Here is a 23422-nt window from a genome sequence, read left to right as displayed (position 1 = left end):
ATTGAATCAGGTCAAACATTTCTCTGTTTACTTGTATTTTCCATACCTGAAGAAGTATTCAAGCGGTATCATATTTAACAAATATTGCAGAGGAAGAACCATTCATGGCTAATTGTTCGTGTTGCGGTAAAAGATTAAACCTATCGTTGAAAACTTCAGATGGACGCTTTAAATCCTGTCCTAGGTGTTCAAGCACTCATGGTGAATATCACGTTTTTCTTCCGTACCCTGGCATGTTCGGAACTTCGGAAGCTCGGGTAAGTGATACAAATCCAGACGGTATTCAAAGCTATTGCATTGACTGTCGTAAGCTAGATAAACAAGAAAGTTCTAAAGTCTACAAAAACTACACAACGTGCAATAACATCAATAAATAGCTAGTGGTCACTGACAATTAGTCTTTTTTCAAAATGATTGTGGGCTGAATCAGAGATATCTGTTCCGGCAAAAGATCTATGTAGCTTGTTTGCTGCTACGAGAGTGGTTCCTGAGCCGAAAAAAGGGTCAACAACTACGTCTCCTTTGTTCGAGCTTTGGGATATAAGTAATTCAACTAGTTCGACAGGCTTTTCTGTAGGATACCCCCTCCAAACCCTCTTGTACTCTAAGATATCTGGAACGCTCAAATCTTTGAGCTTTCGTTTTCCTTTTTCAAAAAAGAGTATGAATTCGTATCTGGCCCTATAGTGGTATCCCATGCCAATCGCACACTTATCCCAGACAATAGGTTTCCAGAATCTAAAACCTACTTTTTCCGCTATAGGTTTAAGGAAAAACATCGTTTCCTGATCACAAAATAAATAAAAGTGGGTGTTTTTTTTCAAAACTCGGAATATTTCCCGAAGTAACTCTTCAAATCTCTCATTGGGAAATATCTCAAACCACTCATTACTTGAACTCTTACTTTTAGCAAGGCGAGTAGTTGTTCCCACCTTTCTATGCTTCTCGAGAGACTCATAAGGAGGATCTGTAATAACTAGATCAACAGAGTCAGATGGAAGACTCTTTAGCCAAAGAACAGCATCACATTTAGATACATTATTTAGGTAAAACGAAATTTTAGACTGTTCAGGTTTCATTTCTGTACAAAGCCAATATTTCGTTAACTTTTCGACGATTTGTTCCTTTGCTACTAATAAACCTATTTACTTCAATCTTGGTTTTTGTGCTCGCCTTCTCATACCACTTCTGAGTTAACTTCGTATCATGATTGGAGATGAGGACTGGAATATTACGAGTAAAAGCTGCATCTTCAGCACATTTGGCTAGACTAACTTGTTCATTAATACCGAACCCATTCCCAGCATATGAAGTAAAACTAGCGGTAACCGAAAGTGGTGCATACGGAGGATCACAATAAACTACGGAGTCTGAAGTCGCCCTATTTATTGTTTCTTCAAAATCAAGAACTTCAAATGTAGCCCTTTTAGCTTTATTAGCGAAAAATTCCAATTCCTCTTCCGGAAAATAAGGCCTTTTATATCTTCCGAATGGCACATTAAAGCCACCTTTTTTGTTATATCTACACAGACCGTTATATCCAAATCTATTCATATAAAGAAAAATGACAGAACGCCTAAACTTATCAGAAGATTGATTAAATTCTTCTCTAAAAGAGTAATAGGCTTCAGGTCTATTGTTTTCAATAGTAAAAAGGCGCTTCGCTTCTTCGATGTACTTTTCTGGGTGCTCTTTCAGCAGGTTGTACAGATTGATCAGGTCGGGGTTGATGTCGGCCAGCAGGTATTGTTCGTAGTCGGTATTCAGAAACACTGATCCAGCCCCAACAAAAGGCTCAACCAGTTTTCGCGCAGGTGGCAGATGGCGCTGGATGTCTTCCACCAAGCCATATTTGCCACCAGCCCACTTTAGAAAGGCGCGTTGTTTCTTCATCGACCGTTCAATTCCAACTACTCAAAATAAGGCTGCGGAATGTAACATATTTTACGACAAACCTCAGCGTTATTTGCCACGTTCAATCTCTCGTTGAACCTGAACCATCGATTTTGCCCATGGACCCAGTGCCTGAATGTCCAGAGACAGTTCCGACACGGCATCCCTTGCCTGTTGAATGGTAGGAAAATCTTTATAAGTCACAATAAACCATTCCACACCATTGCGAATGGTTGGGTAAATTCGGACCTGCTCCTGAATCTGGTGCAAGTCTATGAATTCCTGTACTTCTTCTTTAGAAGTCAGTGCTGCCAACTGAAGGGTGTAGTTTCGGCTGGAAACCGCTGCCAGTTCTTCACGAGCGTAAGAGAAAGTCACCGCTTTCGGCGCTTCTTCGGCAGGCACGTCATCCTCTGCCAGCTGAACCTGAACCTGAGCCTGAGTTTCTTCCCGCGTAATGGCATCTTCTCTGGCATCATCAATCGCGGAATCAATCACGGTGATAGTCTGCGGTGGTCTTTCTTCCTGAAGCAACGCGTCGACAACATCCGAAGGTACGACAACACGTTTTCCTCCGTCGCTTTGCCCAACTTCAGCCGTTAAATCCGTAACCTGGGGTGGCAATGAAGCAAAATCATCTGTGCTTTCATCGTCAGCGGACGCTTCACCATTCCCTGAGGTGACGTCATCCAGTTTTGTGCCAGGAGCCAACTCGCTACCCGCACCGGCAACCGTCCCTGTCTGACTATCTGAGCTTTCGTTTCCAGCTTGTTCGGTGGCAGCTAAGTCGCGGTCATCAAGTAAATTGGGTTGGCTAAGATACCACCAGTATCCCCCGCCAATCAGAAGAAGCAGTAGCAAAATCACAATAGCTATACGAATCGGCGACTCTATGACCGAACGAATGATGATCCTTCTTTCCACTTTCTTATTCCCCAATTCCATTAGCTGCCCCGGAAATTTTTGCGTTTTAGCGACGGCTTTTCTGATCTTTTTCTTGGCGTCTTCTCCAACGGTATAACGCACTACCAGCGCTTCAGTAAAAGCGATGGCTTCGTCAGCAGAAAGCGGTTCGATCTCTAAATCTATCGGCTTAGTTTCCTGACCATAACTGATGCGAGTCAGTATGTGCTCTAAGCTATCCCCTTTGGAAAACAGCACCACATTGACTGACCACTTAGGGTGATTTTGCGCCTCAATAACCAGCATCCACAATTCTGCCAGTAAGTCTTCACTAAGAAGTTCGGCGTCATCAACCACAAACACGACATCACAGGCTTCGTCACCGACCAAACGGGAAAAGCTATCGATGATGGCGTCGTGTTCGTTAAACAGAGGGTCGGACACAATCTGATTGAGCATCATTGCACGTTGCTGCTCATCGGTTTGCGTGGGGAAACAGAGAAGAAGAGATTGATTTTTTTCGGATGCCCAAGCTTCTAAATATCGCTGGGCAAGCCAGGTTTTGCCTGAACCACTGACTCCATTGATGTTAATCAGGTTGGAGCCAAAACGAGTCAGGAGCTGCAATCGATCCAGCAGCTCGGTTTGTGTTTCTAATTCCAGTACTCGCAGTTCATGAGCAAGACTCATTGACGTCACCTTAGGTAATTGGCAGACGTATTACTCACTCACTCGACATGCGTCGATCGCCTGCTCAATAACATGATTTGGAACATCTGAGACAACTTTTGACGTCCCGATACCCGTTGGCAGCACCAATCGGAGCTTGCCAGAAAGTACTTTTTTATCACGCATCATGTGTTTGATAAAGTCTTCAAAACTCATACTGTTAGGCGTGTGCACTGGCAAACGGGATTTCTTAAGTATAGAAAGGATTCGCTCAAACTGTTGCTCATCAATCATTCCCTGTAACAGCGCGGTCTTTGCAGCCATTACAGTTCCTGAAGAAACAGCTTCACCATGCAACCAGTTCCCGTACCCAAGTTCTGCCTCGATGGCATGCCCAAACGTGTGACCTAAATTAAGCAACGCGCGAATACCAGACTCTTTTTCGTCCTGTTCAACAACGTCCGCTTTAATCTGGCAACAACGGGCAATGGCGTAAGTGAGCGCTTCTTCTTCCAGCGCATACAGACGCTCCAGGTTATCTTCTAACCAGGCAAAAAATTCACCATCGTAGATAATGCCGTATTTGATCACTTCGGCAATACCCGCAGCAAACTCACGCTCTGGAAGCGACTTCAAACAGTTGGTATCGATTACCACCGATTGAGGCTGGTAAAACGCGCCAACCATGTTCTTACCCAAGGCATGATTCACGCCCGTTTTACCACCAACGGAAGAATCAACCTGAGAAAGCAAAGTCGTTGGAACCTGAATAAACTCAACACCACGTTGGTAACTGGCAGCAGCAAAGCCAACCACATCGCCAATCACACCACCACCCAGCGCAACAATCGTCACGTCGCGACCATAATTGCCTTCAAGCAGGAAGGTCATGATGGTATTGAAGGTATCGAGGTTTTTGTACTGTTCCCCATCCGGCAACTCTAACAACTTGGTTTCATGACCCAGTGATTCAAGCTTGCTTGTAATGGTTTCAGCATAAAGAGGAGCCACTGTTACATTACTGATAACAACGACTTTCTTTGAAGAGATGTTAGAAAAGTACGCCGAGTCATCAAATAACCCGGCGCCAATAGAAATTGGGTAGCTACGCTCACCAAGATCAACCGTAATCCGTTCCATGGTTTGCTCTCCGAAATTGAACTTAACGTTCTTCTAGCATTTTTACGATTTGGTTGGCTACTACTTTTGCACTTTGATCGTCGGTACGTACCACGTAATCAGCCACTTCTTCGTACAGACCGTTACGCTCGCCAGCCAAAGCTTCAAGTACGTCGCGAGGATTGTCAGTTTGCAGCAGAGGACGCTTTTTATCGCGGTTAGTGCGTGCAAGCTGTTTTTCAATAGTGGTTTCCAGATAAACCACCACACCGCGAGCCGACAGGCGGTTGCGGTTTTCTTTACTTTTGACTGAGCCGCCACCTGTCGCCAGAACAATACCTTGTTGCTCTGTCAGATCATTGATGACCGCTTCTTCACGTTGGCGGAAGCCATCTTCACCTTCCACATCAAACACCCAAGCAATATCGGCGCCCGTGCGCTCTTCGATAACCGTGTCAGAATCAACAAACTCCATATGAAGTTGTTGAGCCAGGTGTCTACCAATTGTACTTTTGCCGGCGCCCATTGGGCCAACAAGAAAAATATTACGTTTTTCAGCCATGTTCAGCAGTTATTTACAACGTTAATTCAATGACATCGCCTTGAAGTAAGCCGGATTGGCCACTGTATGAAAGCCTTCAAGGCACCTTTTCCTCACAGATAAATTCGTGATCAGACCCAAAATTATCTCAATTATGATGCCTCGAATGCAACCTTATTTTTTGTCGATGATTGAGAATTTACCCAAACCCTACTGTAGAACGACCTTTGGCGTAATGAAAATAAGGAGTTCGCTTTTTCCTAAATTTTCGTAGCTTCGACGGAAAAGTGCACCTAACAGAGGTAAATCACCCAAAAGTGGCACTTTATCGACCGTATTTGTCACACTTTGTTGATAAATACCCCCAAGAACCACCGTTTCTCCATTGTCTACCAACACCTGAGTACCGATTCTTTGAGTTTCAATGGCCAGGGCTTCACCATTGCCTGTTTTTACGACTTTGCCGGGTCTGTCCTGAGTAACACTCAAATCCAGCACCAGTTTGTTGTCTGGGGTAATCTGTGGCGTCACCTTTAAGCTCAGCACAGCCTTACGGAATGCGACTGTAGTTGCACCACTGGATGAAGCTTCAAGGTAAGGAATTTCAGTACCTTGCTCGATGTAGGCCGGTTTCTTGTTGGTGGTAATCAGTCTCGGGCTGGAGATAATTTCCGCTTTGTTTTCCGTTTGCAGAGCAGACAGCTCCAAATCCAACAGGGTGTCAGAGCCAAGTTTTGCCACTTGGAACGCGATACTGGCTGCATTGGCATTTGTCGCCCCCAGGTTGACGGCAAGGAAGTCATCAATACTGGTGCTGCCTCCACCTTCACCGCCGCCTTCGCCTCCAGAATCACCACCTGAGCCACCAGCCTGATAAAGACCGACCGTCGCGAGGTTATTTTCAATGGTCGCGCCCACAGAGTTTGGTCCACTTGTTGAACTGAAGCCCCAGCGGACACCCAACTCTTCAAGTTCACCTTCTGTGACAGTCACAATACGAGCTTCTATCTGAACCTGTTTAACAGGGATATCGAGAGATTCCACAATATCTTCAATAACGCTGATGTTTTCCGGCAAGTCGCGTACCAGAAGGGAATTGGTACGTTCATCAATGGAAATACTTCCGCGCTCAGAAAGCATGGAAATTTCACCGTCGCCACCTATCATTTCCGCAATGTCAGACGCTTTGGCAAATTTTACTTCAACGATTTTGGATTCCAGCGTACCGAGCTCTTGCGCCAAGCGTTCTTGTTCAAGATCTTGCTGCTCTCTTTGGTCAAACTCTTCTTTTGGGGCAACCAGAATTACATTGCCTTCAACACGCTTATCCAACCCTTTTACTTTCAGGATGATGTCTAGCACTTGCTGCCACGGTACATCATCCACCTTAAGCGTTAAGTTGCCTGTGACTGAGTCAGAAACTACCAGATTGAACCCGTTATAGTCAGCGATAAGCTGTAATACGCTTCGAACAGGGATGTCCTGGAAGTTAATAGAAATGAGCTTGCCTTCTTTTTCTAGAATGCTCGCCTGCTCTGGTTCGTCTTTGGGTTTCGCAGAGACGGTGATTTCCAGAAAACGATCCCGTAAGCGGTAGTCGTAGTTATAAGCCGCGTTTGTGCTGGCAAATAAACGGGTGTTAGAGCCCTCACGGAACACTTCCACATTTTCTACGCTAGTTGCAAAATCGGATACGTCGACCACGAAAAGCTTTTCGTCCACCACGCTGGTTTCATGCAGGGAGATGTTTAAGCCATCTGGCATCGGCTGAATGTCTACCGCTGCCGCATTCGATGCTAACTCCACGACCAGCAGAGCATGTTTTTCTTTACTGAGCCTAAAATCGATACCAACGAATTCGTTGGACTGGGCATGAACCCCGGTTGTCGAAAACAACCCGATAAAGATAAGCAGAGCACAACGATATATATGCGCCCGACAAAACTCCGCCATAGTTACTTCTTCCCTTCTAATCTTAATTCCTAAAATCTATTTCAACGCGAGCTTAACGTTACGCTGCTGCCAGCACCCCAACCCATCAGGCAAGGTTTCCTGAATGGTGAGATGCTTAGGTGTTATCTTGATGATCTTGCCGTTGTTCAGCCCGAGATAGTGTCCTTTTTTCACTTTGACGACCTGACCGGTAGGCACCTGGATGATGCCCGAAACAGAGTTCCCACTTCCCATTACGCCTTTCAGTTGAAGCTGAGTGAGAGCAAAGCGTTCCAGCTTGCCATTTTTGCGTCGTGAAGAGGGCTGCCAGCAATCTTTAACCAGTGAAGGCTGAGTCTGAACGACCGCAATCTTAGGCAACGCAAACGGTGCCCGTGTCGCCAACGGATTGAATTCACTGGCCTTAAAGGTTTGCTCTGCCTGCAGCTTTGATACCTGTGTCGAAGCACTTTGCTGCGTTTTTAAGATGAAATCCTGCAGCGGTTCCTGATTGGCGCGGCATCCGGATAAAGCCACCACTACTATGATTCCCAATAGTGCTTTATTCATCGGTCACCTCCGGTTTGAACTGATAGGTGTACGCCCTTACCCTGAAGTGAAGGGTGCTGCTTTCCTGACTGACCCGCTGCCAGTCAACATCGTCGAAGTTTATGATCCGCGGTAGGTTGGCAATGGCCGCTGAGAACTTACCAATGTTTTCGTAAGTTCCGGTGAGTTCAATATTCAAAGGCAGACGATAAAGAAACTCCTGATTCTGCTTCTTACCCCAATCGATACGGGTAAAAGTCAAGCCATGCTGAATACCCAGCTCGTTTACAGAAGCCAGCATACTTGCCAACTCTTTCTGTTCAGGAAGCTGTTTTAACAGATAGTCATAACGGCTATTGAGCTCATCCAGCTGCTCCTGCAATTTTGGCAGTGCCGCTACCTTATTGGTTTTGATAATGAGGGTGCTTTTGAGTGTCTGCTCTTTCTGCTTGAGCTGCTCAAGATCGGCTTTCATGGGAGAGAGATAAAACCAGCTGCCCACCCCTTGAAGAATCAGAAACAACAGCGCCAGCACTAAAACCTGTGCAACAAGCGGCCATTCCGGTAAGTCTTCGAAATCAAGTTCTTGCCAATCGATCATGATTTGTCTTCCTTGATAGGCGCAAAAATGAAGGATACTTTGAAGGTTTTGAATACTTTGCCAAACAACTTCTTGCCCGAAACAATGGAGTGCATTTCCACATCTGCCAGCTTGGCGGAGCGCTCCATACTGTCGAGCATTGTGGTGATATTGGCTGTGCTGTCACTGATGCCATTCACTTCAACTTCAAAATCGTTCATTTCAATTTTGTCGACGTAAACACCCGGTGGAATAGTATCTGGCAGGTGGGACATGAAATCCGTGGTTTTGTTACGCTTGATTTGAAGCGCCTCGACCGAGCGCAGTCGGGTAAGAATAGACTCGTGCTGATCGCGAACCTCACTCAAACCGCGTAGTTGCTGGTCTAAGTAGGAGATGTGACGAGCCAGCTCAGCATTGCGTTCTTCCTGAACACTCATTTGCTGCGAGAAATAAACGCCAACGCCCCACTGCACTCCGACTGCGGCGAGTATCGCGGCAGCCAGATAAGAAAAAAACTGGCGGCGGTATCTGGCGCGCATTTCATCACGCCAGGGCAGTAAGTTAACGCTATGCATGGTGATTTCCTTTCAGCCATTCTACTCCACTGATTGCCAGCCCCATGGCCACACCATACGCGGCAGAATCAGATAACTGCTTTATCGACTTCTTAGTGCCGTTTTCCACTAGACCAAACGGATTCAGCTGTGCTACTTCCAGAGAAAGTTCGATGCTTAGCATGTCCGCAATACCAACCAGATTGGCACCACCACCACTGATCCAGATACCGTCGACATTTTGCTGAGGATTAACGGAGTTATAAAGGCTAATATGGCGCTGCAGCTTTTCGCCTAACTCTCTGACAAACCCTTGTGTAAGAGAATCGCTGCTTAAAGAGATGGATTCAGAAACTTCTTGTGACTGAGCCACGTTCTGAGTACCGAAAGGCACTTCTTTATAGAAAGGGGTTCTTCCCGCGGCAACCGTGCATAAAGACGTTTGATTCAATCCGATATCCACCAGCATCCATTGTCGGCGTTCCGGATGAACCTGGCTGGCAAGACGCCAGACTTTTAGCAGGCTGTTGGCGTGCACATCAACCGTCAACGGTTTTAACCCAGCCTTCGTTAATGCCGCAACTCGCGAATCAACCACCTCTTTTCGAGTTGCATAAACCTGAAAGGTAGATGTGGTGCTGCGCGTGGTGACTTTTTGGTCCACTTCGAAGAAGTCTAAACTCAGCTCTTCCAGTGGAATGGGAGACTGCTGACCAAAAGCCTGATGAACGGCAAACTCTTGTTCTCTGCCATCCATATCCTGTTCAATTTGCAGAACTTTGCTGATAACAGCCTTGTCTGGTACGGAAACTGCGACTTGTTGACTAAAAAGAGGCAAACCCTTTTTAAGTTCTTTGAGTTTCTTTACAATCTTCTGATAATCGAGCGTATGGTTTTCAGAGAAAATATCTTCGGGTACAGTAAGCTCATTATAACCAACAAGTTGCATTAACTCGCCAATGGGTTTCATGGCGACAGCTTTGATACTGTGATGACCGAAATCGATGCCAACTACTAAAGATCTACCCATGGCGATTTGGCTCCTCAAAGAGTGTTACACTCGGCAAGTTGGAAAAAACGAGTTGATTAATACATATCCAAAAAATAATCCTGACGTTTTATCGCAGTAGCAATAGATATGTAACTAGATAGCCAAACTAAACAGGGATTCTCCGGTGAAGTTCATAAAGCATTTGTTAATATTTTCATTGGTTTGCACCATTTTGGGAGTGACCACAATTATTGGATTTTACTTTTACGTAAAGCCCGAACTCCCCGATGTGGCAACGTTGAAAGATGTAGAGCTGCAAACACCGATGCAAGTTTTCAGTGAAGATGGAAAGCTGATCTCACAATTTGGCGAAAAACGCCGTGTTCCTGTTGCTCACGATGACATTCCTCAAGAGCTCATTGATGCACTTATCGCGACCGAAGACAGCCGCTTTTATGATCACCCGGGTATCGACCCTATTGGTATTGTGCGTGCAGCCATTGTTGTAGCCACCACTGGCTCAGCAAAACAAGGGGCGAGTACCATTACTCAGCAGTTGGCAAGAAACTTCTTTCTGACCAACGAAAAGAAGATCATGCGAAAAATCAAAGAGATTTTTATCGCAATCCACATTGAGCAGCTTCTGACAAAAGAAGAAATTCTCGAACTTTACATCAACAAAATCTTCCTTGGTTACCGCTCTTACGGCTTTGGAGCGGCGGCGCAGGTGTATTTTGGTAAAGAACTGAACGAACTCAGTTTAAGTGAACTGGCGACATTGGCCGGTATGCCTAAAGCACCATCCAGCATTAACCCTATCCGTTCACTGGAACGTGCGACCAAACGTCGTAACGTTGTGCTGATGCGTATGCTGGAAGAAAAGTACATCACCAGAGAGCAGTACGACAACGCTCGTGCAGAAACGATTGTCGCTAAGTATCACGGTGCTGAAATCCAGCTTAGCGCGCCTTATGCAGCCGAAATTGCGCGTGCCTGGGCTCTGGAAAACTACGGTGAAGATGCTTATACCTCTGGTATTCGTATCTACTTAACTGTTAATTCCAAGCTTCAACAGGCGGCCAATGAGGCGGCGATCAATAACCTGCTTGGTTACGATGAGCGCCATGGCTATCGCGGCGCAGAAAAAGTGTTGTGGGAGTCCGGAGAAGTGCCTTGGACCGAAGACAACATGCGCAAGCAGCTTAGAACGGTGCCTACTTACGGTAAGCTGATCCCGGCAATCGTGACTGAGGTTGGTGAAAAGTCGGCGAAGGTATACATCAAAAATCAGAACTACGCTTCTTTGGACTGGGATGCCATGAAATGGGCGCGCTCGTTCAGAAGCGACAACCGTCAGGGCGCGGCACCAAAGAAAGCTTCAGACATTATGACTGCTGGCGAGCAAATCTGGGTACGTAAAATCTCTCTTCCTGCTACGGATGAACAGTTAGAACAGCAGTCGACATGGAAGCTGGCTCAGGTGCCAGACGCAAACACTGCATTTGTTGCTATGAGCCCGAATGACGGCGCGGTTCTTTCGCTGGTGGGTGGATTTAACTTTGTTCACAGCAAGTTTAATCGCGCGACTCAGTCGGTACGCCAGGTCGGTTCCAGCATTAAGCCTTTCATCTATTCCGCTGCTATCGATCAGGGTCTGACGCTGGCGAGCCTGGTTAACGATGCGCCAATCAATCAGTGGGATAAAAGTCAGGGCACGGCGTGGCGACCAAAGAACTCTCCGCCTACATACACCGGTCCGACTCGTCTTCGAATTGGTTTAGCGCAGTCTAAAAACGTCATGGCCGTGCGCGTATTAAGAAGAGTGGGTCTCGATAACACCATTGATTACCTCACCCGTTTTGGGTTTGAAAAAGACCAGCTTCCGCGTTCTGAGACCATCGCACTGGGTGCGGGCAGTCTGACTCCCGTAAAAGTTGCTCAGGGCTTCTCGGTATTTGCAAACGGCGGTTACTTCGTTGACCCGTATTACATTGCTAAGGTTGAAGATGCGTTTGGTAACCCGATTTTTGAAGCCACTCCGAAGGTGGTCTGCCACTCCGATTGCCAGCAGGCAAAAACGGAGAATGAATTCAATGAGCAAGACGTTGATTCACCTTACGCACCTCAGGTTATTTCCGAGCAAACCGCTTTCCTAATGCGTGAAATGTTGTACAGCAACGTATGGGGTGGTGGTAACTGGCGTCAGGGTACAGGCTGGAACGGCACAGGTTGGCGTGCACAAAAGCTGGGGCGTCGTGATATCGGGGGTAAAACCGGTACTACTAACGATTCTAAAGACACCTGGTATAACGGTTATGCACCCGGTATGGTTGCGGTTGCCTGGGTTGGGTTTGATAACCACCAGCGTGAACTGGGGCGCAGTGTCGCTAACCCGAACTTGGGTAAAGACCAGATCACTGGGGCTGAATCGGGAGCGAAAACCGCTCAACCTGCGTGGATTGAATTTATGAAAGTGGCACTGGAAGACATTCCGGTTGAAAGGAAGAAGCTGCCACCAAGTATTATTCGAACTCGGGTTGATCGTGAATCTGGCATGCTGACAAACAAATCGGACAGTTCAACCATGTTTGAATATTTCCGCCGGGGTACAGAGCCGCGTGAATACGCGCACGACCCAATCAGCGAAGCCATTTACAGTGAAGATGGTGAAGAGCTGTTCTAATCCATTCCATTCGATCTAAAAAGGCGCTTACGCGCCTTTTTTAATGTCTTTTCATCTACACCAGCTCTGCAATACTGCCTGCCAGTTGCTCAAAACGGTTGCGTAGCGGTGACCCAGGGCGATACACCAACACTATCTTTCGGCTGGGCTGCGGATTGCTGGCGCGCACATAGCAAACGCCATCGCGTTTCTTCTCAGAAGGCACTGACAACTCTGGCAACAAAGTGATTCCGCCCCCTGCCGCTACCATGTTTCTTAGCGTTTCAAGGCTGGTCGCTTTAAATCTTTCATCGTCTCTGGCACCAGCAGCAAAACAGAATCCCAGCGCCTGATCTCTTAAGCAGTGTCCATCCCCCAGTGCAAGCACAGTTTTGCCGTTGAGTTCCAGCATATCGATTTCATCTCGCTCTGCCCATTCATGGTCACAAGGCACCGCAACACTCATCGGCTCATCGTATAAAGCGAGCTCTTTAAAAGGGGCGGTTTCGGCAACTGAAGCCAGTACCAAACAGTCTAATCGCCCCTCTTCAAGCTGGCGTACCAACTGATGAGTCTGGGCTTCATGCAGAAATAACTCTAAGTCCGGAAACTGCTCTTTGAGGTTTGGGATGATTTTTGGCAAAAGATAAGGCCCGACTGTTGGAATGAATCCAATGTGCAGCGGTCCGCTCATCTCCTTGCCTTGCAGGGTGGCCATATCCGTGAATACCTTTACCTCGCCGAGTATCCTCTTTGCCTGCTCGACGAGCTGTAAGCCTGCTTCCGTAAACAGAACTCTTCGACTGCTGCGCTCTAACAGAGCCGTGCCCAGTTCATCTTCCAGCTTTCGGATCTGTCCACTTAACGTAGGCTGACTTACAAAACACGCTTCCGCAGCTTTACGAAAATGTTTGTGTTCAGCCAAAGCGACCAGGTACTCGAAATCACGAATATTCATTTTTCCACCCTAAATAGAAAATATCTATCAATACCATAACAATAAACGATTAGAACTATCAACACGATCGTTGAATAATGGACTCAACAAAACGAAACAGGCTGAACGAACAAAGGCCAACTACGCTGATTAAAGTCGGCTCACAGTAAGAATTCAAAAATCCATAGAGGAAACCAACATGTTCGCACCAAAAGAAGGTCAAACTGTACCACAGGTCACTTTTCCAACTCGCAAAGGCGATGCTTGGGTAAATGTTACAACAGATGAGCTTTTCAAAGATAAAACGGTCATCGTGTTTAGCCTGCCAGGTGCGTTTACACCGACTTGTTCATCCAGCCATTTACCTCGCTACAACGAACTGTTTCCTGTGTTCAGAGAACACGGTGTAGACGAGATTTTGTGTCTGTCGGTAAACGACACTTTCGTTATGAACGCATGGAAAGAAGACCAGGAAGCAGAGCACATTTCTTTCATCCCAGATGGAAATGGTGAGTTTACTGACGGCATGGGCATGCTTGTAGACAAAAATGACCTTGGTTTCGGTAAGCGTTCATGGCGCTACAGCATGCTGGTGAAAAACGGCGTTGTAGAAAAAATGTTCATCGAACCAAACGAGCCAGGCGACCCGTTCAAAGTATCGGACGCTGATACCATGCTGAACTACATTGCACCGAATTACAAAACACAAGAATCCATCACGGTTTTCACTAAACCTGGTTGCCCTTTCTGTGCAAAGGCGAAACAAAATCTGATTGATAACGGTCTTCAGTATGAAGAAGTGATTCTGGGTAAAGACGCAACCACGGTTAGCCTGCGTGCCATTTCTGGACGTGCGACTGTTCCTCAAGTGTTTATCGGTGGTAAGCATATCGGTGGCAGTGAAGAACTAGAGAGCTTCCTACTTAAATAAGTACTCACTACGTGTTTAAGCAATTTACCTAGTTTAAGCCCGGATTTTCCGGGCTTTTATTTCGATACCCGACCCAAACAATACGAGAACCCATTATGAAACAATTGAATGTTGATGTAGCAATCATTGGCGGCGGCACAGCGGGGCTTGGCGCTTATCGTACGGCGAAAGCACACACTGACAGTGTCGTTATGATTGAAGGCGGTCCTTATGGCACAACCTGTGCTCGCGTAGGTTGTATGCCATCTAAGTTGCTCATTGCTGCTGCAGAAAGTGTTCATCAGATCGAAAAAGCCCCGGGCTTTGGTATTCACCCTCAAGGTGAGATTGTGATCAATGGTCGTGAAGTCATGGATCGGGTAAAGCGCGAACGCGATCGCTTTGTTGGGTTTGTACTTGAAGGAGTAGACGAAATCCCTGCCGAAGACAAAATTGCAGGCTACGCTAAGTTTTCCGATGACAACACTCTGATCGTCGATGATCACACAGAAATTAAAGCTCAGCGTATTGTCATCGCAACCGGTTCTCGTCCGGCTTATCCACCAGTCTGGAATGAGCTTGGCGATCGACTGATCGTTAACGACGACGTCTTTGACTGGGGTGATCTACCAGGTTCTGTTGCGGTTTTCGGACCGGGTGTCATTGGACTGGAACTGGGTCAGTCTCTGCATCGTCTAGGTGTGGATGTGAAGCTATTTGGTCTGGGTGGACAAGTAGGACCGCTGACCGATCCAGAGGTAATGGCGTACGCAAATAAGGCATTCAGCGAAGAGTTCTATCTGGATGCCGATGTCAAAGTCGAAAGCATGAAACGCGTGGATGACCATGTCGAGATCCAGTTCATAAATCACGATGGGGATCTGGAAACGTTCAAAGCGGATTACGTGCTTGCTGCAACGGGACGTCGCCCGAATGTCGATAAGTTGGATCTGCAAAATACATCGGTTGAACTGGATGATCGCGGCGTACCTAAAGCGGATCACTACACCCTACAAACTTCTGCAGAAAATATTTTCATTGCTGGCGACGCAAGCAATCAGATCCCACTGCTTCATGAAGCGGCGGATCAGGGTCGTATTGCAGGTGATAACGCAGGTCGATTCCCGGATATTCGTGCTGGCCTTCGTCGCTCCGCAATCTCTGCTGTGTTCTCTGATCCTCAAATTGCGATGGTAGGGGAAACATACAGCCAGATTACTAAGCGATTGGGCGATTGCGGATGTTTTGCAACGGGTGAAGTATCGTTTGAAAATCAAGGTCGTTCCCGCGTTATGCTCCGTAATAAGGGCGTTCTGCATGTGTACGGTGAACAAGGTACTGGTCGCTTCCTCGGCGCTGAAATGATGGGACCGAATGCTGAACATCTGGCACACCTGCTGGCTTGGGCACATCAAAACAAGATGACTATTTCTGACATGCTGGACATGCCTTTCTATCATCCGGTCATTGAAGAAGGGGTTCGTACCGCGCTACGTGACCTGAACGCCAAGCTGCATCTGGGTCCTGAGATGATTAAGCACTGTCTGGATTGCGGTCCGGGTTGTTAAGACTCCATTTCCAATACTAGCGATTACAATAATAACTAAGGGTCTGTTGACCTTTCGAGCTGATTTTTGCAGCGATTTGTGGGTTCTTTATACAAGGCAGCGCTTATTCGGTGTAGTCGTTCTACATCAATAAGCGGTAACACAGTAGAAAGGAGCCACAAATGCTGCCCAAAGGGTTCGTTTCTATGTGCTTTACTCTTTGTTGCAAGGTATTTGCTTAGAATGACTAAGCTAAAGACCTTGCGCCGCGATTAAACCACATAGAACTCGAACAAAATTTAACCGCGAAAGGTCAACAGACCCTACTCTAAGTCCCCTTTTCCCCTGACTTTTTTCTCCAGAGTCAGGGGCTTTTCACATTAATTTCATCTAAATATCGACTTTCATCTCTTCGATATACCATACGATTAGCTATACTAATTACAGGATTTGTTTAGTAAAAAATGGCAATTTATGGCTTGTCAGTCATGTCAGGAACACTGGTTCTGGAAAAAAATCGGTCGTTGCCAGCGATGCCTGGATCAGCTTACCGTTCTATCGGTTATTTGCTGGATTATCTGGTGGGTTGCATTCAGAGAATCCCCCAAAAGCATTGAGTCGCTCTCGTTAATCATGGCGGGATTCGCCTTTAACTTTTTGCTTGCATTGCATTTGTGGATGAGGTTTGTAATCTTCCCTTGGCAGGAACGCAGTAAAAAACCGCGCTGAATAGCGCGGTTTTCATTTTGACTGATTTTTATTTTGTCAGCTTCAAAGCTTCATCAATCACGTGGTAAATGTAATTTTGCTCAACCACTCCCTGGAATAGCCAGGCTTGCGGTCCGCGAGCAAAGATAGCCACGTCTTCACCTGAGTGAGTTTCAGAACTCAACTTCACCAGCGCCTGTTGTAAGTAGCCTAACTTTTGTACGTCTTTTTCTGTCAAATCGGTTCGACCACCTTCCACTGCCCCCGGACCATTACCATAAGCCAGTGTGGTGTAGTTCTTACCAAATTCGTCTTTGTTGAGCTTACCTTTAGAGCGGGACAAGCCAAGGATTGGGTTGCCGCGCTCGGCATAACCGTTAGAAATCAATGTGTGAGCGTGGTCAGCGGTCACAATGATCAAGGTATCTTTCGGATCCGTCATTTCCAGTGCCGCTTTGATAGCACGGTCATATTCCACCGTATCTTCCAAAGCACGAGCTGCGTTACCTGCGTGGTGGGCATGGTCGATTCGTCCAGATTCCACCATCAACAAGTAGCCCTTGTTATTGTTTTTCAGAATCTCGATCGCTTTCGATGTCATTTCTGCCAGTGAAGGCTCTTTGTTTTCTTTGACACGATCCGCTTCGTACTGCATGTGACTGCTTTCAAACAGCCCGAAAGCGCGCTGGGTGTTACCGCTCAGCTTGTCGAAACCTGTGCGATCATAAACGTAGTTACCTTCCGGGTAGCGCTGTTGCCACTCATCAACCAAGTTACGACCATCTTTACGCTTACCTTTTTTACCTTCTGGATCCGTCATGGTGTTAGGTATGAATTCTCGACGACCGCCACCAAATGCCACCTGGAAACCGTCACCATAGTCAAAGTTAACGAACTGATGAGCGATGTCTGTACACCCGGTATCTTTGGCAATGTTGGTCAGCTTTCCGTCGTTCTCCCAGTTACGATCTGCACTGTGAGCGTAAGTGGTAGCGGGTGTGGCGTGCGTTAGACGCGCAGTAGATACCACCCCCAGCGACAACCCTTTTTCCGCTGCCATCTGGAACGCTGTTTTCACTTCATTGCCTTTCTGGGTGTTACAGAAACCGCGCTGCACATTGTCGTTCACATTAATGATGCCGGCTTTGGTTTTCACCCCAGACACCATGGCTGTTGCTGTACCCGCCGAGTCAGGAGTTTGCATGTCCGTATTGTAGGTTTTGGATAGCGCTGTGTGTGGCAATCGCTCCATAGCCAGAACGTACTCTTCACCCTTTTCACCTTGTTGCTGACCAGCGTAGATGCGCGCCGCAGTGATTGTGCCGACACTCATGCCATCCCCTACAAACAGGATGACGTTTTTTGCCGGTCCATCAATGGGTTTGCGCTCTTTCGCAGCGGCAATGGCGCTTTTAGCTTCCTTGTACCAAGAGTCTGATTGTTGAGGAACATTTGCGTATGTCGTGCCCGCAGCGATTAAGCTTGCTGCCAGCAGTGAGATTTGAAGTCCTTTCACGGGAAGTCTCCGAAGTCTATGATTAGTAACGGGCTAACTTTAAATTCCGAAAAGAACGCGTAGGTATCAAACTGGTGAATGTTTCATGAAAGTTTCATGAAAATGTAATGTTATAACAACTCATTAAAAGTAGGATGAATTTGACATTGAGCTGGAACAGAAAAAGAAAAAGCCCCTAAACCAAATTTGGTTAGGGGCTTTCTTAGATTCATCTAAGAAAAAGCAGTGGTACAAATATGACCGCGCTTTCTCTCAATAAGTTCCCAAAAAAGATCAATTTTCTTTAAAAAGATCTGAGCTGATTCAAAAACCGTTGCCAATCACAAAGTTATGCAACACTTGCCTTAGTAATCACTTGTTCTGCAAGGTTGATCTCTAGTGCAACTTCATCACAGGCATGCGTTCTTGGACATTGATCACAATCCTTCAGTACTTTCTCTGGAAGCAGAGATTTGGACGTCGGAATGAAGTTGTACTTCATGAAGAATTCAGGCACACGAGTCAGAACAAAGACTTTCTTGATTGCCATCTGACGCGCTTTTTCAACTAAGTGAGCCACAATAGCACTGCCCTGCCCCTGACCTTGCCAGCCTGCTTCTACACCAAGAGTGCGAATTTCTGCCAGCCCGGAATCATAAACATAAAGTGAGCCACAACCGGTGACTTCGCCCTGATGCTCGGCTACCGCAAACGAACCGATATCTCTGACCAGTTCATTTCGGTTACGTGGCAAGTTTTCACCCAGCCCGGCCCAGTAAGCCACCATGCCATCTAACGCATCAATGTCAGTCAGACGCGCCGCACGCACTTTCACTCCAGAAGCGTCGCGCTGAGACAAACGCTGCTGCGCCTGATCCACGGCATAAGCCACCTGAGTTGGAGAAACACCACCCAAGGCAGAGCGCTTTTCAAGGCAAGATTCGATGGTCAGAATGTCATAGACGTCCTCTTCAATGACCTCGGAAAACTCTTTGAGCTCTGAAATCGACAGCTCTTCCAACGCACACCCTTTGGCAATGGCTGCAACCACAGCTACACCGACAATATGGTGCGCTTCACGGAATGGGATGTCTTTCGCGACCAGATAATCCGCAAGCTCTGTTGAATTGGCATAACCTTGTTTCGCGGCTTCCAGCGTGCGCTCGCCGTTTACTTTGATGCCGTCGAAACACAGTGCTGCCATTTCCATACACTCATTCCAGGTGTCTAGCGCGTCGAATAAGCCTTCTTTGTCTTCCTGCATGTCTTTGTTGTAAGCCAGTGGAAGGGCTTTCACGGTCATCATCATGCCCGCCATGGAGCCGTATACACGACCACATTTACCACGGATCAATTCAAGTGCATCCGGGTTTTTCTTTTGCGGCATCAGAGAGGAACCGGAAGTCACTGTGTCTGCTAACTCAATGAAATTCGATTCACCCGAGTTGTAGAAGATCATGTCTTCTGCCAGACGGGAAAGGTGCAGCATAGAAATGGACGCAACAGACATCAGTTCCATCACGTGGTCGCGATCAGATACGGAATCGAGGCTGTTTCTGGTCGCACGGCGAAAACCTAAGCTATGAGCCAGTTTTTCACGGTCCATTGGGTAAGCGGTTCCTGCTAAAGCACCCGAACCTAACGGGCAAGTATCCAAACGCTTAATGGCATCAGACAGACGAGAATAATCACGCTCAAACATTTCGACGTACGCAAGGCACCAGTGAGCAAAGGTCACAGGTTGTGCACGCTGAAGGTGCGTATAACCAGGAAGTACGGTGCCCTGATGCTCTTTCGCTACCTCAACCATTTGACCTTGCAAACGATCCAGCGCCATCAAAAGTTGATGACCTTGCTGGCGACACCAAAGCTTAAGATCCGTTGCCACTTGGTCGTTACGAGAACGCCCAGTGTGAAGTTTCTTACCCAAGTCGCCCACTTTGCCAATCAACTGCTGTTCAACCCAGCTGTGAATATCTTCGGCATCAGAACGCAAGATCTTCTCTGGGTTTTCCATGACTTCCAGCTTCAACTCGTTCAGAGCCAGCTCTAATTTCTGCTGTTCGCCTTCAGAAAGGACGCCAACGGAAAGCAGTGCTTTGGACCAAGCAATGGATCCAACAATGTCTTGCTCCGCCAATCGGTAATCGAATCGCAAGGAGTCATTGAATTGTTTGAATCTGGTGTCTGCTGCTTGGGTAAATCTCCCGCCCCATAATGCCATGGCGTCTCTCCTGAGTTGTGGCTCTGAGTGTTCTCAGAGCCGCATTGCTGCGTGTAATTAGCTTAAAATTAAATACTGTGAAAAAGTGGTGCTCGATTATTTTTTGTTTTCGTTCAGTGCACGGATACGACTCGCCAGAGAATACAGACGAATGAATCCGCCTGCGTGGCTTTGATCGTACACTTCGTCTTCACCGAATGTCGCAAATTCTTCCGAGTACAAGCTGTTGTCTGAACGCTTCTGAGTCACGGTTGCCTGACCTTTGTACAGCTTGATCACCACTTCGCCGTTCACATCTTGAGCCAACTCTTCCGTTGCTGCAAGAAGGGACTTACATAGTGGTGTGAACCAGCGACCATCGTAAACAAGGTGAGAAGCCTTCAAACCTAGCTCTTCACGAAATTCATAAGAGGCTTTGTCGAGCACTAGTTGTTCAACGGCACGCAGCGCTTCCATGATGATGGTGCCACCCGGAGTTTCGTAACAACCACGCGATTTCATACCAACCAGACGGTTTTCTACGATATCGATACGACCGACACCATGCTTGGCACCTTTTTCATTCAGGTAAACCAGCGCGTTGTATGGCGTCATTGCTTCACCGTCAACGGCAACTACCGCGCCTTTTTCCACTTTCAGCGTCACACTTTCAGATTCGTTTGGTGCTTGCTCTGGGTCTACCGTCCATACCCAGCAATCTTCGTTTGGTGCATTCCACGTGTCTTCAAGAACGCCACCTTCAGTTGAGATGTGCCACGCGTTGGCATCACGAGAATAAATCTTAGTCAGAGAAGCAGTACATGGGATGTTGCGCTCTGCCAGATAATCCAGACACTCTTCACGGCTTACCAAATCCCACTCACGCCATGGTGCAATTACATGTAGATCCGGTGCAAGTGCAGCAAACGCACCTTCAAAACGCACCTGGTCGTTACCTTTACCTGTACAGCCGTGACACAAAGCATCTGCGCCCACTTTACGTGCCACCTCAACCTGAGCCTTAGCAATGATTGGACGCGCCATAGACGTACCCAACAGGTATTTGCCTTCGTACAGCGCACCCGTTTTCAGTGTCGGGTAGATGTAATCGGCGACCATTTCTTCTTTCAGGTCAGCGATGTAACATTCAGATGCACCAGACGCTTTGGCTTTCTCTTCGATGCCTTCCAGCTCTTCTTCGCCCTGACCGACATCCGCAACGAATGCCACAACTTCACAGTCATAGTTTTCTTTCAACCATGGAATGATCACTGACGTGTCCAGACCGCCAGAGTACGCTACAACTACTTTATTTACGTTTACTTTGCTCATTTTACTTCTCCTAATCCCTGGGTCTGCACTTGGCGGTCAGCGCCCAAAAGGTCATACAATATTCGTTTTATTCGGGTAGAAACTGGGTACCAATGTTGGTGCCCGCAAATAATTCGGTGAGTTTTTCAGGGTAGCGCCACGTGGCTACCTGGATTGGACGCCCTAAGTCGTTCGCCGCTTGCAGTGCCGCATGCACTTTGACAATCATGCCGTCGGTAATAACTTTGCCTTCAATTAACTGTTCGGCTTCGGTTTTATCCAAGCTGCTCAGTAGGTGTCCTTTGCCATCCAGCACACCACTCACGTCTGAAAGCAGAACCACTTCAGCATCCAAAGCACCAGCAACGGCAACAGCGGCTTGATCGGCATTCACGTTCATGAGCTGACCTTCATTGGTCATGCCAATGGAACTGATGATGGCAATCGCACCCGTATTCATGACGGCTTGCAAAACCTCTGGGTTGCCCGGTGTGGCATTCCCTACTGCGCCCAGTTCTGGGTCCAGCTCTGTTACGTCGCACAACCCGCCATCCGCCAAGCTTAAGCCAACGGCTTTCACGCCCGATTTAATGGCTTCGCCTTGCAGCAATTTATTGGCAGTACCAGCTAAAGCACCGGCGATAACAGGAATCTGGTCGTAAGGAGTGACACGCAGTCCGTCTTTTTTCACGGTTTCCAACTGGAGTTTGCCCATCAGATCGTCCACCAGATAGCCGCCGCCATGAACTATTACTATCGCTCGCTGCGCTGACTGCTGATAATCCTTGATGGCACCAAACAATTTTCCCAGCGTTTCGCTGCACTCTAATGCGGCTCCGCCCAGTTTCACGACAAGTGGATTCTGTGTACTCATCATCAAATTCCTTATATCAGTGCTGTCATTGGCTCATAGCCAAAACGCAGGTTAAGGCATTGCATTGCCTGACTGGATGCGCCTTTCAAAAGGTTATCTATTGCTGAAACCACAATGACGTGCTCGCCCTGTACCTTCCAGCCCAAGTCGTTAAACGGCGTGTTTTCGACTTGCTGAATCGCAGGTAATTTGTCACCGAACAAACGCACTGCAGGTTTGTCGCCATAAGCATTGTGGAAAGCGTCAGCGACGGCTTGCTCCGTCACACCTGCTTTTAGCTTCATAGTAATAGTCGCCAGAATGCCACGCTTAAAGTTGCCAAGGTGAGGCGTGAAGATAACGTCACAACCTAAGTGAGACGCAATTTCTGGTTGGTGACGGTGCGCAAATACACCATAAGCCTGCATGGACACTTCACAGAAACTATTGGTCATTGTCGCTTTTCTGCCTGCGCCAGATACGCCGCTGGTCGCGTTAATCACTGGCCATTGATTGGTGTCGACTAATCCTGCATTCAGCAATGGTTTAATAGCCAATTGGGAAGCCGTAGGATAACAACCCGGAACCGCAACGAGTTGAGCTTCGGCAATATCGGCTTCATTCCATTCAGCTAGCCCGTAAGCAGCTTTATCTAGCCATTCTGGATTGCTGTGCTCGAAGCCATAAAAAGTCGGATAAAAATTTTCTTTCTGAACACGGTATGCGCCGGACAAATCAAAAACGGTGCACCCTTGTTCTAACAAAGTCGGCGCTAAGTCGTGGCTGACTTCGTGGGCAGTAGCAAGAAAGACGACATCAGAGTCTTTAGCCACTGCCTCAATATCAGTAAGAGGTGTTACAGGCATATCCACGACACCGGTCAGTTTTTTGTGTAGCTCTGAGACAGGCTTATTTGCGTCGACACTATTGGCGGACACATACAAACCTGATAGCTTGAGATTCGGGTGTTTGGCAACCATTAAGGCAAGTTCTGCCCCTGTATATCCGCTGGCACCAATGATCGTGGTTTTTAACATCTGCAACACATCCAATTCGCGGGTC

20 protein-coding genes are annotated in these 23422 nt (G+C 47.3%); 4 read left to right on the top strand and 16 right to left on the bottom strand.

Annotated features, from left to right (window positions below):
- Nucleotides 1-377: 377 nt before the first annotated feature.
- The 10 genes from INR79_RS01385 to pilM all read right to left on the bottom strand — a co-directional run bounded on the left by INR79_RS01385 (nucleotide 378) and on the right by pilM (nucleotide 9773).
- A complete protein-coding gene (locus INR79_RS01385; protein ID WP_223095705.1) occupies nucleotides 378-1079 on the bottom strand; it encodes a DNA-methyltransferase in 702 nt (233 codons plus the stop codon).
- Nucleotides 1069-1893, bottom strand: coding sequence for a Dam family site-specific DNA-(adenine-N6)-methyltransferase (locus tag INR79_RS01380; protein ID WP_022596942.1), 825 nt, complete (start codon nucleotides 1891-1893; stop codon nucleotides 1069-1071). The genes INR79_RS01385 and INR79_RS01380 overlap by 11 nt, the downstream gene beginning before the upstream one ends.
- A gap of 69 nt (nucleotides 1894-1962) precedes the next feature.
- Nucleotides 1963-3486, bottom strand: coding sequence for an AAA family ATPase (locus INR79_RS01375; RefSeq protein ID WP_223095703.1), 1524 nt, complete (start codon nucleotides 3484-3486; stop codon nucleotides 1963-1965).
- Between the two features lie 30 nt (nucleotides 3487-3516).
- Nucleotides 3517-4605, bottom strand: coding sequence for a 3-dehydroquinate synthase (aroB, locus tag INR79_RS01370; protein WP_045962995.1), 1089 nt, complete (start codon nucleotides 4603-4605; stop codon nucleotides 3517-3519).
- 22 nt (nucleotides 4606-4627) lie between these two features.
- Nucleotides 4628-5146, bottom strand: a complete 519-nt coding sequence (gene aroK / locus INR79_RS01365) for a shikimate kinase AroK (protein WP_004405322.1) — start codon at nucleotides 5144-5146, stop codon at nucleotides 4628-4630.
- Nucleotides 5147-5335: 189 nt separating this feature from the next.
- Nucleotides 5336-7078 (bottom strand): type IV pilus secretin PilQ, encoded by a 1743-nt coding sequence (locus tag INR79_RS01360; RefSeq protein WP_004405324.1) that lies wholly within the window; start codon nucleotides 7076-7078, stop codon nucleotides 5336-5338.
- 36 nt (nucleotides 7079-7114) lie between these two features.
- Nucleotides 7115-7627, bottom strand: a complete 513-nt coding sequence (locus INR79_RS01355) for a pilus assembly protein PilP (protein WP_022603536.1) — start codon at nucleotides 7625-7627, stop codon at nucleotides 7115-7117.
- Nucleotides 7620-8207: a type 4a pilus biogenesis protein PilO gene (locus tag INR79_RS01350; protein ID WP_022593067.1), complete on the bottom strand. Its 588-nt coding sequence runs from the start codon at nucleotides 8205-8207 to the stop codon at nucleotides 7620-7622. The genes INR79_RS01355 and INR79_RS01350 overlap by 8 nt, the downstream gene beginning before the upstream one ends.
- Complete coding sequence (locus INR79_RS01345) at nucleotides 8204-8764, bottom strand: PilN domain-containing protein (RefSeq protein ID WP_223095701.1); 561 nt, start codon at nucleotides 8762-8764, stop codon at nucleotides 8204-8206. Before INR79_RS01345 ends, INR79_RS01350 begins: the two co-directional genes overlap by 4 nt.
- Entirely contained in the window at nucleotides 8757-9773 is a 1017-nt protein-coding gene (pilM, locus tag INR79_RS01340) for a type IV pilus assembly protein PilM (protein ID WP_223095699.1), read from the bottom strand. The genes INR79_RS01345 and pilM overlap by 8 nt, the downstream gene beginning before the upstream one ends.
- Before the next feature lie 145 nt (nucleotides 9774-9918).
- Here pilM and INR79_RS01335 point away from each other — a divergent pair, with 145 nt between their 5' ends.
- A complete protein-coding gene (locus INR79_RS01335) occupies nucleotides 9919-12417 on the top strand; it encodes a penicillin-binding protein 1A (protein ID WP_004405333.1) in 2499 nt (832 codons plus the stop codon).
- Between the two features lie 55 nt (nucleotides 12418-12472).
- On the opposite strand, the gene oxyR is transcribed toward INR79_RS01335, so the two are convergent.
- Nucleotides 12473-13354, bottom strand: a complete 882-nt coding sequence (oxyR, locus tag INR79_RS01330) for a DNA-binding transcriptional regulator OxyR (RefSeq protein ID WP_004405335.1) — start codon at nucleotides 13352-13354, stop codon at nucleotides 12473-12475.
- A 178-nt stretch (nucleotides 13355-13532) separates the two neighbouring features.
- Between oxyR and INR79_RS01325 the strand changes: the two genes are divergently transcribed.
- The 3 genes from INR79_RS01325 (at nucleotide 13533) to INR79_RS01315 (ending at nucleotide 16519) form a co-directional block, all read left to right on the top strand.
- Nucleotides 13533-14264 (top strand): glutathione peroxidase, encoded by a 732-nt coding sequence (locus tag INR79_RS01325; RefSeq protein WP_004405337.1) that lies wholly within the window; start codon nucleotides 13533-13535, stop codon nucleotides 14262-14264.
- Nucleotides 14265-14359: 95 nt separating this feature from the next.
- Nucleotides 14360-15811, top strand: coding sequence for a dihydrolipoyl dehydrogenase (locus INR79_RS01320; RefSeq protein ID WP_223095697.1), 1452 nt, complete (start codon nucleotides 14360-14362; stop codon nucleotides 15809-15811).
- A 453-nt stretch (nucleotides 15812-16264) separates the two neighbouring features.
- Nucleotides 16265-16519, top strand: a complete 255-nt coding sequence (locus INR79_RS01315) for a DUF3624 domain-containing protein (RefSeq protein ID WP_038123830.1) — start codon at nucleotides 16265-16267, stop codon at nucleotides 16517-16519.
- A gap of 28 nt (nucleotides 16520-16547) precedes the next feature.
- Here the strand turns inward: INR79_RS01315 and INR79_RS01310 are convergent, their stop codons facing one another.
- The 5 genes from INR79_RS01310 to argC all read right to left on the bottom strand — a co-directional run bounded on the left by INR79_RS01310 (nucleotide 16548) and on the right by argC (nucleotide 23397).
- Nucleotides 16548-18014, bottom strand: coding sequence for an alkaline phosphatase (locus tag INR79_RS01310; RefSeq protein ID WP_223095695.1), 1467 nt, complete (start codon nucleotides 18012-18014; stop codon nucleotides 16548-16550).
- Between the two features lie 328 nt (nucleotides 18015-18342).
- A complete protein-coding gene (gene argH / locus INR79_RS01305) occupies nucleotides 18343-20217 on the bottom strand; it encodes an argininosuccinate lyase (protein ID WP_004405346.1) in 1875 nt (624 codons plus the stop codon).
- A 96-nt stretch (nucleotides 20218-20313) separates the two neighbouring features.
- Nucleotides 20314-21528, bottom strand: coding sequence for an argininosuccinate synthase (locus tag INR79_RS01300; RefSeq protein ID WP_004405348.1), 1215 nt, complete (start codon nucleotides 21526-21528; stop codon nucleotides 20314-20316).
- Nucleotides 21529-21595: 67 nt separating this feature from the next.
- Complete coding sequence (argB, locus tag INR79_RS01295; protein WP_038123829.1) at nucleotides 21596-22381, bottom strand: acetylglutamate kinase; 786 nt, start codon at nucleotides 22379-22381, stop codon at nucleotides 21596-21598.
- Between the two features lie 11 nt (nucleotides 22382-22392).
- A complete protein-coding gene (gene argC / locus INR79_RS01290; RefSeq protein WP_223095693.1) occupies nucleotides 22393-23397 on the bottom strand; it encodes an N-acetyl-gamma-glutamyl-phosphate reductase in 1005 nt (334 codons plus the stop codon).
- Between the last annotated feature and the right edge of the window lie 25 nt (nucleotides 23398-23422).

Origin of the sequence: Vibrio sp. SCSIO 43132, from assembly GCF_019904195.1 — a bacterium.
Classification (GTDB): Bacteria; Pseudomonadota; Gammaproteobacteria; order Enterobacterales; family Vibrionaceae; genus Vibrio; species Vibrio nigripulchritudo.
Note: the sequence above shows the minus strand (reverse complement) of the source record. Positions and strands in the feature narration are given on the sequence as shown.

Excerpts from the sequence above, each read along its gene's own strand:
- INR79_RS01385 (WP_223095705.1), bottom strand. The coding sequence starts at position 1,079 with ATGAAACCTGAACAGTCTAAAATTTCGTTTTACCTAAATAATGTATCT.
- INR79_RS01380 (WP_022596942.1), bottom strand. The coding sequence starts at position 1,893 with ATGAAGAAACAACGCGCCTTTCTAAAGTGGGCTGGTGGCAAATATGGC.
- INR79_RS01375 (WP_223095703.1), bottom strand. The coding sequence starts at position 3,486 with ATGAGTCTTGCTCATGAACTGCGAGTACTGGAATTAGAAACACAAACC.
- aroB (WP_045962995.1), bottom strand. The coding sequence starts at position 4,605 with ATGGAACGGATTACGGTTGATCTTGGTGAGCGTAGCTACCCAATTTCT.
- aroK (WP_004405322.1), bottom strand. The coding sequence starts at position 5,146 with ATGGCTGAAAAACGTAATATTTTTCTTGTTGGCCCAATGGGCGCCGGC.
- INR79_RS01360 (WP_004405324.1), bottom strand. The coding sequence starts at position 7,078 with ATGGCGGAGTTTTGTCGGGCGCATATATATCGTTGTGCTCTGCTTATC.
- INR79_RS01355 (WP_022603536.1), bottom strand. The coding sequence starts at position 7,627 with ATGAATAAAGCACTATTGGGAATCATAGTAGTGGTGGCTTTATCCGGA.
- INR79_RS01350 (WP_022593067.1), bottom strand. The coding sequence starts at position 8,207 with ATGATCGATTGGCAAGAACTTGATTTCGAAGACTTACCGGAATGGCCG.
- INR79_RS01345 (WP_223095701.1), bottom strand. The coding sequence starts at position 8,764 with ATGCATAGCGTTAACTTACTGCCCTGGCGTGATGAAATGCGCGCCAGA.
- pilM (WP_223095699.1), bottom strand. The coding sequence starts at position 9,773 with ATGGGTAGATCTTTAGTAGTTGGCATCGATTTCGGTCATCACAGTATC.
- oxyR (WP_004405335.1), bottom strand. The coding sequence starts at position 13,354 with ATGAATATTCGTGATTTCGAGTACCTGGTCGCTTTGGCTGAACACAAA.
- INR79_RS01325 (WP_004405337.1), top strand. The coding sequence starts at position 13,533 with ATGTTCGCACCAAAAGAAGGTCAAACTGTACCACAGGTCACTTTTCCA.
- INR79_RS01320 (WP_223095697.1), top strand. The coding sequence starts at position 14,360 with ATGAAACAATTGAATGTTGATGTAGCAATCATTGGCGGCGGCACAGCG.
- INR79_RS01315 (WP_038123830.1), top strand. The coding sequence starts at position 16,265 with ATGGCTTGTCAGTCATGTCAGGAACACTGGTTCTGGAAAAAAATCGGT.
- argH (WP_004405346.1), bottom strand. The coding sequence starts at position 20,217 with ATGGCATTATGGGGCGGGAGATTTACCCAAGCAGCAGACACCAGATTC.
- INR79_RS01300 (WP_004405348.1), bottom strand. The coding sequence starts at position 21,528 with ATGAGCAAAGTAAACGTAAATAAAGTAGTTGTAGCGTACTCTGGCGGT.
- argB (WP_038123829.1), bottom strand. The coding sequence starts at position 22,381 with ATGAGTACACAGAATCCACTTGTCGTGAAACTGGGCGGAGCCGCATTA.
- argC (WP_223095693.1), bottom strand. The coding sequence starts at position 23,397 with ATGTTAAAAACCACGATCATTGGTGCCAGCGGATATACAGGGGCAGAA.